The organism is Paracoccus salipaludis, assembly GCF_002287065.1.
Taxonomy (GTDB): Bacteria; Pseudomonadota; Alphaproteobacteria; order Rhodobacterales; family Rhodobacteraceae; genus Paracoccus; species Paracoccus salipaludis.
Genome location: NZ_NSJZ01000005.1, coordinates 51,488 through 67,439, shown reverse-complemented (window position 1 = coordinate 67,439; position 15,952 = coordinate 51,488). Strand labels below are relative to the sequence as shown.

The 15,952-nt window shown below is 70.7% G+C and carries 16 protein-coding genes; 9 read left to right on the top strand and 7 right to left on the bottom strand.

Annotated elements, in window-relative coordinates; genetic code table 11:
• Window positions 1–38 precede the first annotated feature (38 nt).
• The 3 genes from CK240_RS08005 (at window position 39) to CK240_RS07995 (ending at window position 4,294) form a co-directional block, all read left to right on the top strand.
• Entirely contained in the window at window positions 39–842 is an 804-nt protein-coding gene (locus tag CK240_RS08005) for a VOC family protein (protein WP_095639825.1), read from the top strand.
• Between the two features lie 69 nt (window positions 843–911).
• A complete protein-coding gene (locus tag CK240_RS08000; protein WP_095639824.1) occupies window positions 912–3,971 on the top strand; it encodes a valine--tRNA ligase in 3,060 nt (1,019 codons plus the stop codon).
• Window positions 3,968–4,294, top strand: coding sequence for a DnaJ family domain-containing protein (locus CK240_RS07995; RefSeq protein WP_095639823.1), 327 nt, complete (start codon window positions 3,968–3,970; stop codon window positions 4,292–4,294). The genes CK240_RS08000 and CK240_RS07995 overlap by 4 nt, the downstream gene beginning before the upstream one ends.
• Window positions 4,295–4,395: 101 nt before the next feature.
• Here CK240_RS07995 and CK240_RS07990 read toward each other — a convergent pair whose 3' ends face one another.
• Entirely contained in the window at window positions 4,396–5,436 is a 1,041-nt protein-coding gene (locus CK240_RS07990) for an NAD(P)/FAD-dependent oxidoreductase (protein ID WP_095639822.1), read from the bottom strand.
• A 46-nt stretch (window positions 5,437–5,482) separates the two neighbouring features.
• Here CK240_RS07990 and mnmC2 point away from each other — a divergent pair, with 46 nt between their 5' ends.
• Window positions 5,483–6,133 (top strand): tRNA (5-methylaminomethyl-2-thiouridine)(34)-methyltransferase MnmC2, encoded by a 651-nt coding sequence (mnmC2, locus tag CK240_RS07985; protein ID WP_095639821.1) that lies wholly within the window; start codon window positions 5,483–5,485, stop codon window positions 6,131–6,133.
• Here mnmC2 and CK240_RS07980 read toward each other — a convergent pair.
• The gene (locus CK240_RS07980) at window positions 6,130–6,855 is read right to left on the bottom strand and encodes a rhomboid family intramembrane serine protease (protein WP_095639820.1); all 726 of its coding nucleotides are present in this window, start codon (window positions 6,853–6,855) and stop codon (window positions 6,130–6,132) included. The two genes, mnmC2 and CK240_RS07980, sit on opposite strands and share 4 nt — an antisense overlap.
• A 142-nt stretch (window positions 6,856–6,997) precedes the next feature.
• On the opposite strand from CK240_RS07980, the gene CK240_RS07975 reads away from it, so the two are divergent.
• Window positions 6,998–8,323, top strand: coding sequence for a 4-aminobutyrate--2-oxoglutarate transaminase (locus CK240_RS07975; protein WP_095639819.1), 1,326 nt, complete (start codon window positions 6,998–7,000; stop codon window positions 8,321–8,323).
• 140 nt (window positions 8,324–8,463) lie between these two features.
• Window positions 8,464–9,888 (top strand): BON domain-containing protein, encoded by a 1,425-nt coding sequence (locus CK240_RS19440; protein WP_167649994.1) that lies wholly within the window; start codon window positions 8,464–8,466, stop codon window positions 9,886–9,888.
• A gap of 53 nt (window positions 9,889–9,941) precedes the next feature.
• Here CK240_RS19440 and CK240_RS07965 read toward each other — a convergent pair whose 3' ends face one another.
• The 5 genes from CK240_RS07965 to CK240_RS07945 all read right to left on the bottom strand — a co-directional run bounded on the left by CK240_RS07965 (window position 9,942) and on the right by CK240_RS07945 (window position 13,257).
• Window positions 9,942–10,739: an alpha/beta hydrolase gene (locus CK240_RS07965; RefSeq protein ID WP_240517338.1), complete on the bottom strand. Its 798-nt coding sequence runs from the start codon at window positions 10,737–10,739 to the stop codon at window positions 9,942–9,944.
• Window positions 10,736–11,533, bottom strand: coding sequence for a crotonase/enoyl-CoA hydratase family protein (locus CK240_RS07960; protein WP_095639817.1), 798 nt, complete (start codon window positions 11,531–11,533; stop codon window positions 10,736–10,738). Before CK240_RS07960 ends, CK240_RS07965 begins: the two co-directional genes overlap by 4 nt.
• A gap of 5 nt (window positions 11,534–11,538) precedes the next feature.
• Window positions 11,539–12,465, bottom strand: a complete 927-nt coding sequence (locus CK240_RS07955; protein ID WP_095639816.1) for an AEC family transporter — start codon at window positions 12,463–12,465, stop codon at window positions 11,539–11,541.
• A gap of 64 nt (window positions 12,466–12,529) precedes the next feature.
• A complete protein-coding gene (locus CK240_RS07950) occupies window positions 12,530–12,760 on the bottom strand; it encodes a sulfurtransferase TusA family protein (RefSeq protein WP_095639815.1) in 231 nt (76 codons plus the stop codon).
• Entirely contained in the window at window positions 12,757–13,257 is a 501-nt protein-coding gene (locus CK240_RS07945; RefSeq protein ID WP_095639814.1) for a DUF2478 domain-containing protein, read from the bottom strand. The genes CK240_RS07950 and CK240_RS07945 overlap by 4 nt, the downstream gene beginning before the upstream one ends.
• A gap of 98 nt (window positions 13,258–13,355) precedes the next feature.
• On the opposite strand from CK240_RS07945, the gene mobA reads away from it, so the two are divergent.
• The 3 genes from mobA to CK240_RS07930 are packed head-to-tail and all read left to right on the top strand — an operon-like array spanning window position 13,356 to window position 15,858.
• Complete coding sequence (mobA, locus tag CK240_RS07940) at window positions 13,356–13,943, top strand: molybdenum cofactor guanylyltransferase MobA (protein WP_095639813.1); 588 nt, start codon at window positions 13,356–13,358, stop codon at window positions 13,941–13,943.
• The gene (locus CK240_RS07935) at window positions 13,934–14,839 is read left to right on the top strand and encodes a DMT family transporter (protein WP_095639812.1); all 906 of its coding nucleotides are present in this window, start codon (window positions 13,934–13,936) and stop codon (window positions 14,837–14,839) included. The genes mobA and CK240_RS07935 overlap by 10 nt, the downstream gene beginning before the upstream one ends.
• A 23-nt stretch (window positions 14,840–14,862) precedes the next feature.
• On the top strand, window positions 14,863–15,858 hold the full coding sequence (locus tag CK240_RS07930; protein ID WP_095639811.1) for a ligase-associated DNA damage response exonuclease: 996 nt from the start codon (window positions 14,863–14,865) through the stop codon (window positions 15,856–15,858).
• Window positions 15,859–15,952 lie beyond the last annotated feature (94 nt).

Sequence of the window (15,952 nt, the reverse complement as noted above, 5' to 3'; positions counted from 1 at the left end):
CCCGCGCCGGGGCCGCGCGGGACAGGGGGGAGAAAGACATGGGCTATCAGGGCAATCCCTGCTGGTACGAGCTGGGGACAGGCGACCTCGAGGCGGCGCGTGCCTTCTATGCCGGGGTGCTGGGCTGGCAGGTCGCCGACGCGGGGATGAAGGACTTCACCTATCTGCTGGCGCGCTCGGGCGGCGACATGGTGGCGGGAATGATGTCGCTTGCGGGTCAGGAAGCCGCGCCGCCGCCGAACTGGCTGATCTATTTCGCCGTGGATGACTGCGACCGGACCGCCGGAGAGATCACCCGCGCGGGCGGCCGGGTGATGCGCGGCCCGGCCGACATCCCCGGCACCGGCCGCTTCGCCATCGCCGCCGACCCGCAGGGCGCGGTCTTCGGCATCCTCGAGCCCGACATGGACGGCATGAGCGCCGGGGACGTCGCCAGGGCCGAACGCGGCGAGGGCGCCTTCGATCAGGCGAAGGAGGGCCATGGGAACTGGCACGAGCTGATGACAACCGACCCTGCGGCGGGCTTCGACTTCTACGCCGGGCTTTTCGGCTGGACGAAAGGCGAGGCGATGGACATGGGGTCGATGGGCATCTACCAGCTGTTCCGCCACAAGGGCACGGACATCGGCGGGATGATGGGCCTCGGGAACGCGCCCATGCCCGTCTGGCTGCCCTATTTCGGCGCGAACGGCATCGTCGAGGCGATCGGCCGGGTCAAGGCCGCGGGCGGGACAATCGCCCATGGCCCGGTCGAGGTGCCGGGCGGGGCCTTCATCGCCGCCTGCACCGATCCGCAGGGCGCGTGGTTCGCCCTTGTCGGCCCGCGCGAGCACGCGGGCTGATCCGTCCGCTTGCCCCTTGGCCCGTGGCCCTTGCTTCGGTAAGTCCGATCCAAGCAAGGGGACCGACCGATGAGCATGGACAAGACCTTCGACGCCGCCGCAGCCGAGGCCCGCATCGCGGCCGAATGGGACCGGACCAACGCCTTCGCCGCGGGCGCGAACGCGAAACCGGGGGCGCCCAGCTTCTCGGTCGTGATCCCGCCGCCGAATGTCACCGGCAGCCTGCACATCGGCCACGCGCTGAACAACACCCTGCAGGACATCCTGGTGCGCTGGCACCGGATGCGCGGCTTCGACACGCTGTGGCAGCCGGGGCAGGACCACGCGGGCATCGCCACGCAGATGGTGGTGGAACGCCAGATGGCCGCCGCGCAGGAACCCGGCCGGCGCGAGATCGGGCGCGAGGCCTTCCTGCAGAAGGTCTGGGCCTGGAAGCGCGAATCCGGCGGCACCATCACGGCCCAGCTGCGGCGGCTGGGCGCGAGCCTCGACTGGTCGCGCAACGCCTTCACCATGTCCGGCGCGCCCGGCGCCCCGCAGGGCGAGGGCGGCAACTTCCACGACGCCGTGATCCGCGTCTTCGTGGACATGTACGACAAGGGCCTGATCTACCGGGGCAAGCGGCTGGTGAACTGGGACCCGCGCTTCGAGACCGCGATCTCGGACCTCGAGGTCGAGAACCGCGAGACCGATGGCCAGATGTGGCACTTCAAGTATCCGCTGGCCGGCGGCGAGACCTATGAATACGTGGAACGCGACGCCGACGGCAACGTGACCCTGCGCGAGATGCGGGACTACATCTCCATCGCCACGACCCGGCCCGAGACGATGCTGGGCGACGGCGCGGTGGCGGTCCACCCCGACGATGCGCGCTATGCCCCCATTGTCGGCAAGCTCTGCGAGATCCCGGTCGGACCCAGGGAACACCGCCGCCTGATCCCGATCATCACCGACGAATATCCCGATCCGGACTTCGGCTCGGGCGCGGTGAAGATCACCGGGGCGCATGACTTCAACGACTATGGCGTGGCGCAGCGGAACGGAATCCCGCTGTATGCGCTGATGGACGGTCAGGCGCGGATGCGCGAGGATGGCCTGTCCTATGCCGAAAGCGCCGCGATCGCGACCGCTGCGGCCCGGGGCGAGGACGTGGGCGACGTTTCCACCGTCAACCTCGTCCCCGAGGAGCTGCGCGGGCTCGACCGCTACGAGGCGCGTGAGCGGGTGGTCGAGGCGATCAACGCCGAGGGGCTGGCCGTCACCGACGCCGAGGGCGCGCCTTACGTCGAGCGCAAGAAGATCATGCAGCCCTTCGGCGACCGCTCGGGCGTGGTGATCGAGCCGATGCTGACGGACCAGTGGTTCGTGGACACCGCCAAGATCGTGCAGCCCGCCATCGACGCGGTGCGCCAGGGCCGGACCCGGATCATCCCCGAGCAGCACGAGAAGGTGTATTTCCACTGGCTCGAGAACATCGAGCCCTGGACGATCAGCCGTCAGCTCTGGTGGGGCCACCAGATCCCGGTGTGGTACGGGCTTGACCTGGAGGCACCCGACTTCCGCGACGACCAGGGTGACGGCGAGCTTGACCCGGTCGAGATGCTGCGCCTGCTGAACGACGACCAACTGGTCCGCCCGGGCGAGATCCAGCACTGCGCCGCCAGCTTCGACGAGGTGCGGGCGAAATTCTTCGACGAGCTTGCCGCCCAGCCTGCCCCCATCGCGGCGGGTTCGGTGATCGAGGTCGAGGATCGGGACGCGGCGCTGCACGCCTTTGCCGTGGGCTTGGCCGAATACGAGACGACGGGCGATCCGACCCGCATCGTTTATCCCGTGTGGCGCGACCCGGACGTGCTGGACACCTGGTTCTCGTCGGGGCTGTGGCCCATCGGGACGCTGGGCTGGCCCGAGGACACGCCCGAGCTGCGCAAGTATTTCCCTACCGACACGCTGATCACCGGCTTCGACATCATCTTCTTCTGGGTCGCCCGGATGATGATGATGCAGCTGGCCGTGGTGGGCGAGGTGCCGTTCCGCACCGTCTATGTCCACGGCCTCGTCCGGGACGAGAAGGGCGCGAAGATGTCCAAGTCCAAGGGCAACGTCATCGACCCCCTAGACCTGATCGACCAGTTCGGCGCGGATGCGCTGCGCTTCACCCTGACCAGCATGGCCGCGATGGGCCGCGACCCCAAGCTGGGGCCGAAGCATGTCGAGGCGAACCGCAATTTCGTCACCAAGATCTGGAACGCGACCCGCTTCGCCGAGATGAACGGCGTCTTTGACGCGCCCGCGGGACAGCCTGCGCCGCAGCACACGGTCAACCGCTGGATCATGGGCGAAACGGCACGGGCGCGGCTGGCGCTGGACGAGGCGCTGGGGGCCTATCGCTTCAACGACGCGGCGCAGGGGCTTTACGCGTTCGTCTGGGGCAAGCTCTGCGACTGGTACGTGGAATTCGCCAAGCCGCTGTTCGACGGCGAACATGCCGCCGAAACCCGTGCCACCATGCGCTGGGTCATCGAGCAGGCGATCACCATGCTGCACCCGATCATGCCCTTCGTCACCGAGGACATCTGGGCGCTGACCGGCAACCGCTCGACCATGCTGGTGCATGGCGACTGGCCGGACTACGGGCCCGAGCTGATCGACGCGCAGGCCGACCGCGAGATGAACTGGGTGATCGGGCTGATCGAGGGCATCCGTTCCGCCCGCGCCCAGATGGGGGTGCCTGCGGGCGCGAAGCTCGACCTGGTCGTGACCGAGGCCGACGCGGCCGCCCGCGCGGCGCTGGCCGCCAACGCGCCGCTGCTCGAGCGGCTGGCGCGGGTGAACGCGCCCGCCGATGGCACGGCGGGCCGGGGGATGATCGCGGTCGCGGCGCCCGGTGCCTCCTTCGCGCTGCCCATCGGGGATGTCATCGACGCGGGCGCCGAGACGGCACGGCTCGAGAAGGCACTGGCGAAGACGGAAAAGGACGCCTCGGGCTTGCGGGGCCGGCTGTCGAACCCCAAGTTTGCCCAGAACGCCGATCCCGAGGTCATTGAGGAAACGCGCGGCAAGCTGGCCGATCTGGACGAGGACATCGCCCGCACCCGCGCCGCGCTGGAGCAGCTGAGGACTTTTTGACGCACTGGTTCGATCTGATCGCACAGCGCCGCATCGACGAGGCGGCGGCCAATGGCGAGCTTCAGGGGCTGGCAGGCGAGGGCAAGCCGCTCGACCCTGTCCGCCTGCGCGAGACGGCCGACGACGTGCTGCACCGGATGATGGCGGACGGCGGCTTCCTGCCGCCCGAGGTGCAGTTCGCCAAGGACATCGAGGCCAAGCGCGCCGTGCTGGACCAGGTCGAGGACGAGGTCGAGCGCAAGCGGCTGCAACGGCAGATCGCCCTGCTGGAACTGAAGCGCAACATCCATGCCGACGCGCGGCGGCGCTTTACCCGCGACTAGCACCGGGCGGAAGGCGGCCGCCCCGGGAAGGGTTGCGCGGTCGAGGCAGGCTGCATGATCCACTGCCCGGATGCGGGGCGGCGGCAGGGCAGGCAGCCATCTCAGGTCAGGCGGAACGCGTCAGGGATGCGGTCGCGGTCGAGAAGGACCAGCTCGGCCATCAGGGCGGCGATGGCGGGGGCCATGCCGAATCCGATCTTGAAGCCTCCGTTCGCGACGAAATGGCCGGGGCGACCCGGCCAATGGCCCAGCAGCGGCGCGCGGCTGGCCGCGCGGGGGCGGACACCGGCCCAGCGGTCGATCACGGGGGCATTCCTCAGCACGGGGCAGAGGACGCGGGCGCGCTCGACCAGCGCGTCGAGTTGGGCGTCGGTGCCGGCGGGATCGTCGAAGTCGCGCTCGGACGTCGAGCCGATCGCCACGGTGCCATCTGCGTGCGGAACGATGTGCAGGCCGACGGCAAAGACCTGCGGCGCGTCCGGGGCCGGGTAGGCCAGCAGGGCGGACTGGCCCTTGACCCCGGTGCCGATGCTGCGTCCCAGGTCAACGGACAGGGCGGCAAGACCTGCGGCTCCGGTGGCCCAGATCACCGGGCCGTCCCTATCATCCGGCGACTGCGGCCCCGCGTTTTCCTCGATGACGCCACCCTTGGCGCGGATCGCCGCTGCCAGTGCGGCTCCTGCGCGGCGGGGGGACAGGCGGGCGGTCAGGGTATCGGTGAGATAAAGCCCGCTTTCGCTGACCGGCAGCAGCGCGGCCTGCGGCGCGTCGGTCAGTTCCATGCGGAAGGGGGCGGGCCAGACCTCGGCTGCCGCCGCGATGCGGGCGCGCAGGCGGTCCAGCGTGGCGGGATCGGCGGGCTGGACCCGCCCGGTCCGGGCGTAGCCGGGGTCGGTGCCGCCCGCCTGCGCGATCGCGGCCCACCAGCCTTCGGCCGCGACCAGCGCGTTAAGCTGCATCTGCTTCTTGGCGTTCCAGTTTTCCGGCGCGTGCGGCGCCAGCGCCCCCACCGTGCCGCCGCTGGAACCCGCGCCGACGCGGGCGGCCTCGATCACCCGGACCCGCGCGCCGCGCTTCAGGCATTCCCAGGCGCAGGACAGGCCAAAGATCCCGGCGCCCATCACCGTCACCGTGCTTGCCATCGCCCTATCCTTTCCGCATGAGCCGCGCGGCAAGGAGTTAGCGCCGATGACCCACGACGACCAGAGCGGCCTGGACTGGCGCGGCGCGATCCCCGTCTCGCGGCGCTTCGACGACCCCTACTTCAGCCTCGCCGGCGGGCTGGAGGAGACGCGACATGTCTTTCTGGCGGGGAATGACCTTCCCCGGCGGCTGCGCCCCGGCTTTCACGTGGCCGAGACGGGCTTTGGCACCGGCCTGAACCTTCTGGCGCTGGCCCGGGTCGCGACCGTGCCCATGCGCTTCACCAGCTTCGAGGCCTTCCCGATGACGCCGGGGGACCTTGCCCGCGCCCATGAGGCCTTCCCCGAACTGGCCGCGCTGTCGGCCGAGTTGCGTGCAGGCTGGGGCAGGGCAGGCTTCCGCGTGGGGCAGGTCACGGTCGAGGTCATCCAGGGCGACGCCCGGGAAACGCTGCCCGCCTGGCAGGGGGCGGCGGATGCCTGGTTCCTGGACGGCTTCTCGCCCGCCAAGAACCCGGAACTCTGGTCGGATGCGCTGATGGCCGAGATCGGCCGCCACACCGCGCCGGGCGGCAGTTTCGCCACCTATACCGCCGCAGGCCATGTCCGCCGGGCGCTGGCGGCGGCAGGCTTCACCGTCGAGCGTGCCCCCGGCTTTGCCGGCAAGCGCCACATGAGCCGGGGGGTCAGGCCCTAGCGGCGCACCTGCGGGATGCGGCTGGGCGCATATTCCACCGCCGGATGCGGCGGATGGCCTTGGGTGATGCGCCAGAAGGCAGGTCCGCCGCGCCGCAGGAACAGGGGGATGGCAAGCACCACCCCGGCGACGAAGCCCCCCGCATGGGCCCAGTAGGCCACGCCCGACTCGCCTCCGATCATCGCGTAGCCCGACACGAGCTGGACCCCGAACCACACGGCCAGCATCACCCAGGCGGGGATGGTGAACATCTTGATGAAGATGATGATGATGGCCACCACGTCCACCTTGGCGCGCGGGAACATCAGCAGGTAGCCCCCCATCACCCCCGCGATGGCCCCCGAGGCGCCGACCATCGGCACGCCGAGGGAGGGCTCGGCCAGAACCTGCGCGGCCGCGGCCACCAGCCCGCATCCCAGGTAGAACAGCAGAAAGCCGAGATGACCCATCTGGTCTTCCAGGTTGTCGCCGAAGATCCACAGGAACAGCATGTTGCCGCCCAGGTGCAGCAGGCCCGCGTGCAGGAACATGTGGGTGAACCAGCCCCACAGCAGCTCGCCATGCACCACCGCGACCGGATAAAGCGCCAGCCCTTCCCACAGGCCCACCATGCCGCCCGCCCAGGGCGCCGTCAGCAGGAACAGCATGACGTTCAGCAGGATCAGGGCGCGGGTCACATGGGGCGTGCCCGTGGAAGGGTTGTGGTCTCGGATCGGGAACATGGCCTGCCTTCGGGCTGTCGGAAATGGGGCCGGCTGTGCGGGCCTTGACCAAGCAAACACCCCATTGTGCAAGACGGTTCACAGGTTACAGATGAGGCCGGCCGGCGCCGGGAAGCGCCGCCGGATGCCGAGGGAGCGACCGATGACCACGATGACCGACCGCAAGAACGCCGCCATCTCGCGCGGCGTGGGAATGACCACGCAGATCTATGCCGAGCGCGCCGAGAATGCCGAGATCTGGGACAAGGACGGCAATCGCTACATCGACTTCGCCGCCGGCATCGCGGTGGTGAACACCGGCCACAGGCATCCCAAGGTCGTGCAGGCCGTGAAGGACCAGCTCGACCGCTTCACCCATACCTGCCACCAGGTCGTTCCCTACGAGAACTACGTGGCCCTGGCCGAGCGGCTGAACCGGCTGGTCCCCGGCGACTTCCCGAAGAAGACGATCTTCGCCACCACCGGCGCCGAGGCGGTCGAGAACGCCATCAAGATCGCCCGCTTCGCCACCGGCCGCAGCGCCATCGTGGCCTTCACCGGCGCGTTCCACGGCCGGACCTTCATGGGGATGACGCTGACCGGCAAGGTCCAGCCCTACAAGGCGGGCTTCGGCGCCATGATGCCCGATGTCTGGCACCTGCCCTTCCCGAACGAACTGCACGGCGTGTCGCAGGATGACGCGCTGGCGGCGCTGGACAAGCTGTTCAAGGCCGATGTCGATCCCGCCCGCGTGGCTGCGATCATCGTCGAGCCCGTGCAGGGCGAGGGGGGCTTCTATCCCGTCCCCTCGGGCTTCATGCAGAAGCTGCGCCAGCTTTGCGACGATCACGGGATGCTGCTGATCGCCGACGAGGTGCAGACCGGCTTTGCGCGCACCGGCAAGCTGTTCGCGATGGAGCATCACGGGGTCGCCGCCGACATCACCACCATGGCCAAGGGCCTGGGCGGCGGCCTGCCGATCTCCGCCGTCACGGGCCGGGCCGAGGTCATGGACGCGCCGAACCCCGGTGGCCTTGGCGGCACCTATGCCGGCAACCCGCTGGGCGTTGCCGCCGCCCATGCCGTGCTGGACGTGATCGAGGAGGAAGACCTGGCCGAGCGCGCCGAGCGGCTGGGCCAGCGGCTCAAGCAGCGCCTTGCCTCACTGCGCGACGACGTGCCCGAGATCGTGGACATCCGCGGTCCCGGCCTGATGAACGCGGTGGAGTTCAACGTGGCAGGCACCGACAAGCCCAGTCCCGAGTTCACCAACCGGGTGCGAGAAGAAGCGCTGAGCCGCAGCCTCATCCTGCTGACCTGCGGGGTTCACGGCAACGTGATCCGCTTCCTGCCGCCGTTGACCGTCCCCGATGCGGTCTTCGAGGAAGCGCTGGACATCCTCGAGGACGCGATCCGCGCGGCCCGCGTATCCTCGCGCAAGGACGTGCAGAAGGACGGGAACCTCGCGCCCGGCAAGCAGGAGGCCTGAGCGGCCTTGCCCTTGAGGATGACGGCCGCAGAGGGGCCGTCATCCTTTTTTTCGTCCTGCCCGCAAACCAAGCAGGCTGCAAAAACATTGTCCTCGTGTCGGCGCTGCCACAGCGGCGCTGCAAAAGGAGGATGTTCCCAATGCAAGACGACAATCGCTACGACCAGGGCTATCGGCGCCGCGAGCCGGGCCGGAACGACCGCGATGACGAGCTGCGGGCCAGCCGCCGCTATGGCGACCCCGACCATCCGGGCATGATCAGCGACCGCGACTGGGCCGGCCCTTCGGAATATAGCCGCCATGACCAGGGTCGCAGCTCGCGCGGCGGCGATTACGGCGGCGGCTATGGCCGCAGCGGCGATTACGGCGGCGGCGGATATCGTGGCGGCGAGAGCAGCGGCGGCGGGTTCCGCGGGGGCGACCGCGACGATTACGGGAACCGCGGCTTTTCGGGACGCGACTCCGGCGGCGACCAGGGCCGTGGCGCCTATGGCGGCGGCTACGGCAGCGGCGGGGGCGGCTATGGCAGCGGTGGCGGCTACGGCGGTGGAGGCGGCTACGGTCAGTCGGGCCGGGGCACGTCCACCAGCCATGACTATGCCGGCCGCAACCTGAGCGGCGGCTCCTCCGGCGGGTCCGGCGCGGGCTATGGCGGCGGCTACGGGGGCGGCGACCAGGGCCGCGGCGCCGGTGGCGGCGGCCAGGGTGGCGGCCAGCGCGGCGATCAGTGGCGCGGCTCGGACTTCGGCTCGTCCGGCTATTCGGGCGGCTCGGGCGGCTATGGCTCGGCCTATTCGGGCGAACACGGCTCGGGCTACGGCGGCGGCATGGGCGCGCGGCGCGGCAGCGGCATGGGGGGCGGAATGGGCTCCGGCATGGGCGCGGCGGGCGCGGGCTACGGCCGCGGCGTGGACACCTGGAGCGAGGACGGATCGTTCCGCGGCGCCTATGGCGGCGGCCAGGGCCAGGGGATGTCCCATCGCGGGCGGGGTCCCAAGGGCTATTCCCGTTCGGACGAACGCATCCGCGAGGATGTCTCGGACCGGCTGTCGGACGACCACATGATCGACGCCTCGGACATCGAGATCGAGGTCAAGGGCGGCGAGGTCACGCTGACCGGCCATGTGGACAGCCGCGAGGACAAGCGCCGCGCCGAGGACGTCGCCGAGCGCGTGATGGGCGTGAGCCATGTCCAGAACAACCTGCGCATCAAGGGGCGCGGCGGCTCGTCCAGCGGCTATGGCGGCAGCATGTCCAGCGGATCGTCGGACCAGTCCTCGGGCTCCGGCAGCTCGGGCGGGGCGTCCTCCGGCAGTTCCGGCAGCGGCGGCTCCGGTTCGGGTTCCGGCGGGTCCGGCTCGGGCGGCTCGGGCTCGGGCAGCTCGGGTTCCGGCGGCTCGGGCGGCGCCGGGACCGGGACCGGCAGCGGGTCGGCCAGCTCGTCCTCGGGCAGCATGAGCGGGGCCTCGTCCACGACGGGCGCCAGCGGCGCGGGCTCGGCGGGTCCGACCTCGGGCTCGTCCGGCGGCACCTCGGGCGGTTCGGGCTCGTCGGGCCGCAGCTGATCGGACGGCAGGGATGACACGGGCGGGCGGCCGATGGCCGCCCGCCTTCGCGTTCAGAAACCGCCCAGAAGCGCCTCGGTCAGCGGATGTGCGGGATCGGCCAGCCCGTCGATGACGTCGAGGTGGTGCCGGCCGGGCTCAACTGTCAGGTCGGTGCGGTCGGGCCAACCCGCCCAGGCCGCGTGGATCAGGCGCGACTGCTGGACAAAGACCGCCCGCTCATCGGCCCCGACCCAGATGTGCAGGTCCAGGTCGCGGGCGGGCAGGTGGAACAGCGGGCTTTCCCGCCGCGCGACCTCGTCCGTCAGGCCAAGGTCGCCGCGCATGGCCGTCTGCTGCAGCGGCCGCAGGTCGAAGAGACCCGAGATCGGCAGGCAGCGCCGGATGCGCGCCAGCACCGGCGCGGGCAGGGGGCTGTCGTCGCAGATCAGCCGCGCGGCGAGGTGACCGCCGGCGGAATGTCCGGTCAGGGCGATCGGCCCCGCGACCCGCTCAGCCGCCGCGGCGACCTGGGCGGCCACGGCATCCCGCATCCCGGACAGCGTGCCCGTGGGCGCCAGCGGATAGCCCGGCAGCAGCACCGCCCAGCCCCGCGCCAGCGCACCCTGCGCGAGATGGGAAAACCACGCGGGCCCGAACTTCATCCAGTAGCCGCCGTGGATGAAGACCATCAGACCCCGGGGCGCGCCTTCGGGAAGATGGAACTCGCCTCCACCCACCGCCTCGGGCGCCCGGGTGGCGCGGAAGGCGGCGGCGTCACGCAGCCAGCGGTCGGGGAACTCGGCCCCGCCGGGGATGTGGACGATGTTGGCATAAGCGTCGTCCCAGTCCGTGATGCCCGGCACGGTCACTGCGGCTTCACCTTGGCAGCCGTGCCCCTGGCAAAGGCCTCCAGCCGCGCCTTGGCGGCCTCCTGCGTGTTCACGACGCCCGCCACGACCGCCTCGGCATAGGCCGCGTCCAGCGCGCTCATGTTCTGCATGTGGCTGATGGCCGAGCAGATGGCGAAGTTCGACAAGGGCGGGTTCTGGGCCGCGGCGCGGGCGATCTCGTAGGCCTTGGCCTCGGAGTCATCGACCAGATACTGGGCAAGGCCCACGTCCACGGCCTCCTGCCCGCGGTACAGGCGGCCCGACAGCATCATGTCGATCATCCGCGCCTTGCCGATCAGGTCCGCGACCCGGATCGTCGCGCCGCCCCCGGTGAACAGGCCCCGCTGCCCCTCGGGCAGCCCGAAATAGGTGGAATGGTCCGCGACCCGGATATGGGCGGCCGAGGCGAGTTCCAGCCCGCCGCCCACGACCGCGCCCTTCAGCGCGGCGATGACCGGGACACCGCCGTATTCCATCTTGTTGAACGCCTCGTGCCAGCGCAGGCAGACATGCATGAAGTCCGAGGCGCTGCGGTCCGCGTGGTAATGTTCCACCAGGTCGAGGCCCGCGCTGAAATGCGTGCCCTCGCCGCGCAGCACGCAGGCGCGGACATCCGAACGCGGAAGAAGCGAGAACACGTCGACCAGTTCCTCGACCGTGGCCGCGTCCAGCGCGTTGCGCTTGGCGGGGCGGTTCAGCGTCACGGTCGCGATGCCGTCGTCGTCAACGTCCAGGCGCAGGTTGTCGAGCGACAGGTCCGAGATCGTCCGCATGAGGTTCAGCCTTTCGTGATGAGATGGATGACGATGGGCAGCGTCAGGATGCTGGCCGCCGTGGACAGCAGGATCGCCGCCGAGACCTGTTCCTCGGCCAGCCGGAAATGATGGGCGAGGATATAGACATTGCCCGCGACAGGCAGGGCTGCGGCGGCGACCATGACCCCGGCGGCGGTCGGCTCGACCGCCAGCGCCCAGGCGGCCAGGGCCACCGCGGCCGGGTGCAGGACCAACTTGACGAGGCTGAGCGTCGCGGCGGTCGCCGGCAGCCGCGCGGGCTGCAAGGCCAGCGACGCGCCGATGGCGAAAAGCGCGCCCGGAGTCGCGGCCCCGCCCAGCAGCGTCAGGAACTCGGTCGCGGGCGGAGGCAGCGGCAGGCGCAGGGCCGACCAGCCCAGGCCCGCCAGCATCGCCACGATCATCGGGTTGCCGATCAGGCCGCGCAGGACCGGCAGCAGCGTGCCCAGGCCGATGCGGCCATGCCGCCCGGCCGCGACGATCAGCGTGATGAGGGTGGAAAACACGACCATGTCGATGGTCAGCACCATCAGCACCGGCCCGACCGCGGCCTGCCCCAGCAGCACGACCAGCATCGGCACCCCGAGAAAGCCCGTGTTCCCGATGATCGAGGTGTGGGCCAGCATCGCCGCCTCGCTGGGGGATGCGCCGCGGCCGCGCGCCACGGCCGCGACCAGCAGCCACAGGGCGGCCGAGCCTGCCACATAGGCCAGCGCAAAGCGCGGGTCGAAGAGCTGCCGGATGTCCAGCGCGGCGGCGAAGCCGAACAGCATCGCCGACAGCGCGAAGTAGAAGACGAACTTCGTCAGCGCCGCCGTCGCCTCGGCCGAGAAAAGCCGCAGCCGTCCGGCCAGCCAGCCGGTCCCGATCAGCGCAAAGAACGGCAGCGTCTTGAGAAAGATCGCCAGCACGGGCGTTCCTCCCTCGACCGCCTTCCGGGCAGGACAGAAGCATCACCGCGCGCGGGACGCAAGGTCAGCCGCGCCGGACCAGGTAGCGGCGCGCGCCGTCGGGCAGGGGCTCCGAGGACAGCAGCTCGTGCCCGCCCTCGGCACAGAAATGCGGAACGTCGAGGACGGCGGCCGGGTCCGTCGCGACCAGCGCGACGGTTGCGCCTTGCGGCAGGGACGCCAGCACCCGGCGCAGCCTCAGGACCGGCAGGGGACAGAGGAGATGCCGCGCGTCGATCTCTGGCGTGGCGGTCATGCGGGGACGCGGCGGGTGGCCCGGCACCAGGCTTCCGCCTCGGCCCAGGTCAGGGGCGTGGCGTAATCGCCCGCGAAAGCGGTGAAGGCGGCAACCAGTTCGGGCGCGACGGCGATCAGGACGGGGATCTCCTCGGCCATGGCTGCGGCGATGAAATCGCGGAAGCCCCGGCCCGCGGCCTCCTGCTTGCCGAACTTGTTGACCAGCGCGATGTCCGCGCCGTCCAGACCCGATGCCGCCAGCGCCGCCGCCCGCTCAAGCCCGTCCGCGTCCAGCCGGCAGCCCTGCGAGCCCTCGCCCAGGGATTGCGAGATGCGGATCGGGGCGGCGTCCGTGCCCAGCACCGTCAGCTCCATGTCGCAGGCGCAGTCGGCGCTGCGGTTCAGGTTGGTCTGCACCGCGCCCGCCAGCCGCAGCCCCTGCGCCGCCAGCCTGCGGGCAAGCGCGGCCATTCGGCCGTTGCCGTCGTCCTTGTCATGGATCACGTAGGCCAGCATGGCCGCGATCCTAGGGACAGGCCGGGGCAGCCGCAAGCGACAGGCTGTCGCGCGTGCCGGGTTGCGGGTCCGGTGGCGGCGGCGCAGAGTGCCGCCCGATGGGCGGAGAGATCGCGGGAATCGTGCTGGCCGGGGGGCAGTCGCGTCGCATGGGCGGCGGCGACAAGGGGCTGCTGGACCTCGGCGGCCGTCCCGTCATCGCCCATGTGATCGAGCGCCTGGGCTGCGCCCGCGCCATCAGCGCCAACGGCGATCCGGCGCGCTTCGCCCGCTTCGGACTGCCGGTGCTGCCCGACAGCGTGCCGGACTGGCCGGGGCCGCTGGCGGGCGTGCTGGCGGGGATGGACTGGGCGGCGGGGCAGGGCATCGCCCGCATCCTCACCGCCGCCGCCGACACGCCCTTCTTCCCCCGCGACCTTGGCACGCGGCTTGCGGCGGCCAAGGCGCCCGTGGTCATGGCCACCGGCGGCGGCGATCATCCGGCCTTCGCCATGTGGGACGTTGCGCTGCGCGACGACCTGAGGGCGGCGCTGCATTCCGGCACGCGCCGGATGCGCAACTGGATGGACGCGCGGGGCGCCCTGCGGGTCGAGATCCCCGGCGAGGACCCCTTTTTCAACATCAACACGCCCGCCGATCTGGATGCAGCCCGGCGCAGGCTTGCCGAAGGACCGCAATGGACCTGAAATCCGTCCTCATGGGCCTGAGCTTCGCGGCGATCTGGGCCTCGGCCTTCACCTCGACGCGCATCGCGGTGGTCGAAATGCCGCCGCTGCTGGCGCTGGTGATCCGTTTCGGCATCTCGGCCGTGATCGCCATCGGGCTGGCCTGGGCCATGGGCCAGTCGATGCGGCTCAGCCGGGCCGAATGGCGCACGGTGATCGTCTTCGGCCTTTGCCAGAACGCGCTTTACCTTGGCCTGAACTGGGTCGGGATGCAGTGGGTCGAGGCGTCCGCCGCCTCGATCATCGCCTCGATGATGCCGCTGCTGGTGGCCTTCGCGGGCTGGGCCTTCCTGCGCCAGCCGCTGCGCCCGCAGGCCGTCGCGGGGCTGGTCGTGGGCATCGTCGGCGTGGTCATCATCATGAGCGTGCGGCTGTCGCAGGGGATGAACCTGCTGGGACTCGGCCTGTGCCTTGCCGCCGTGGTGGCGCTGACCGTGGCCACGCTGGCCGTGCGGGGGGCAGGGGGCGGTCCGAACGTCATGATGATCGTCGGGTTGCAGATGGCGGTGGGCGCGGTGGCGCTGGTGCTGCCCTCGGCGGTCCTCGAATGGGGCCGCCCCTTCGAGTGGAGCGGGCGGCTGGTCGGTGCGCTGGCCTATTCGATCCTCGTGCCGGGCATCCTTGCGACATTCATCTGGTTCCGGCTGGTCACCCGCATCGGCGCGGTCAGGGCAGCGGCCTTCCACTTCCTGTCACCCCCCCTGGGCGTCGCCATCGCGGCGCTCTGGCTGGGCGAAAGCTTCGGCTGGTCGGACGTGATCGGGTCCATCGTTGTCGCCATCGGCATCCTGATGGTGCAACTGGCCCGCGTGGCGCCCGCCACGCCGTCGCTGGTGGCAGAGCCGCGGAACGCTTGACCCCCCGCCGAGGTTGAGCGGCGATGCGCGCCGACGACTTCCTTTATCCGACCGATGCGGGGCTTTACTGCCCACCGGGCGATTTCTTCATCGACCCTGTGCGCCCCGTGCCCCGCGCGCTGATCACCCACGGCCACGGCGACCATGCCCGCGCCGGCCATGGCGCGGTCATGGCCACGCGCGAGACGCTGGACATCATGGCGATCCGCTACGGCGAGGACTTCACCGCTGCGCGCCAGGTGGCCGACGGGCCGGTGCGGGTGGGCGGCGTTGCCGTCAGCTTCCACCCGGCCGGCCATATCCTCGGCTCGGCCCAGATCCGGCTGGCCTGCCAGGGCGGCCCGGTGATCACCGTTTCGGGCGACTATTGCCGCACCCCCAACCCCGTCTGCGCTCCGTGGGAGCCGGTGCCCTGCGACATCTTCGTGACCGAGGCGACCTTTGGCCTGCCCGTCTTCAAGCACCCCGATCCTGCGGCGGAAACGCGGAAGCTGCTGGCCAGCATGGCCGAGTTTCCCGGCCGCCCGCACCTTGTGGGCGCCTACGCGCTGGGCAAGGCGCAGCGGGTGATCGCGCTGCTGCGGCAGGCAGGCTACGACGCGCCGATCCACCTGCACGGCAGCGCGCAGCGGCTCAGCGACTATCACCTGGCCGAGGGCATCCCCCTGGGCGACCTGCGCCCCGCGACCACGCCCAAGCAGATCGAGGGGCAGGTGGTCATCGCGCCCCCCTCGGCCTTCGCCAGCCCCTGGGTCCAGCGCTTCCGCGATCCGGTGATCTCTTTCGCCTCGGGCTGGATGGCCGTCCGCGCCCGCGCCCGCCAGAGGGGCGTCGAACTGCCCCTGATCATCAGCGACCACGTGGACTGGCCGCAACTGACGCAGACGCTGTCCGAACTGCGCCCGCAGGAAGTCTGGGTCACGCATGGCGCCGAGGAGGCGCTGGTCCGCTGGTGCGAACTGAACCAGCTTCGCGCCCGTCCCCTGCGGCTGGTCGGCTACGAGGACGAGGAAGAATGACCCGTTCTTCTTCGCCGAAATATCCCCCGGGCTGCCGGGCGCCCGGACAGCAGCCCGGGGGACTGTTGTCAGCGAGGCAGGGGGCGGCAGCCCC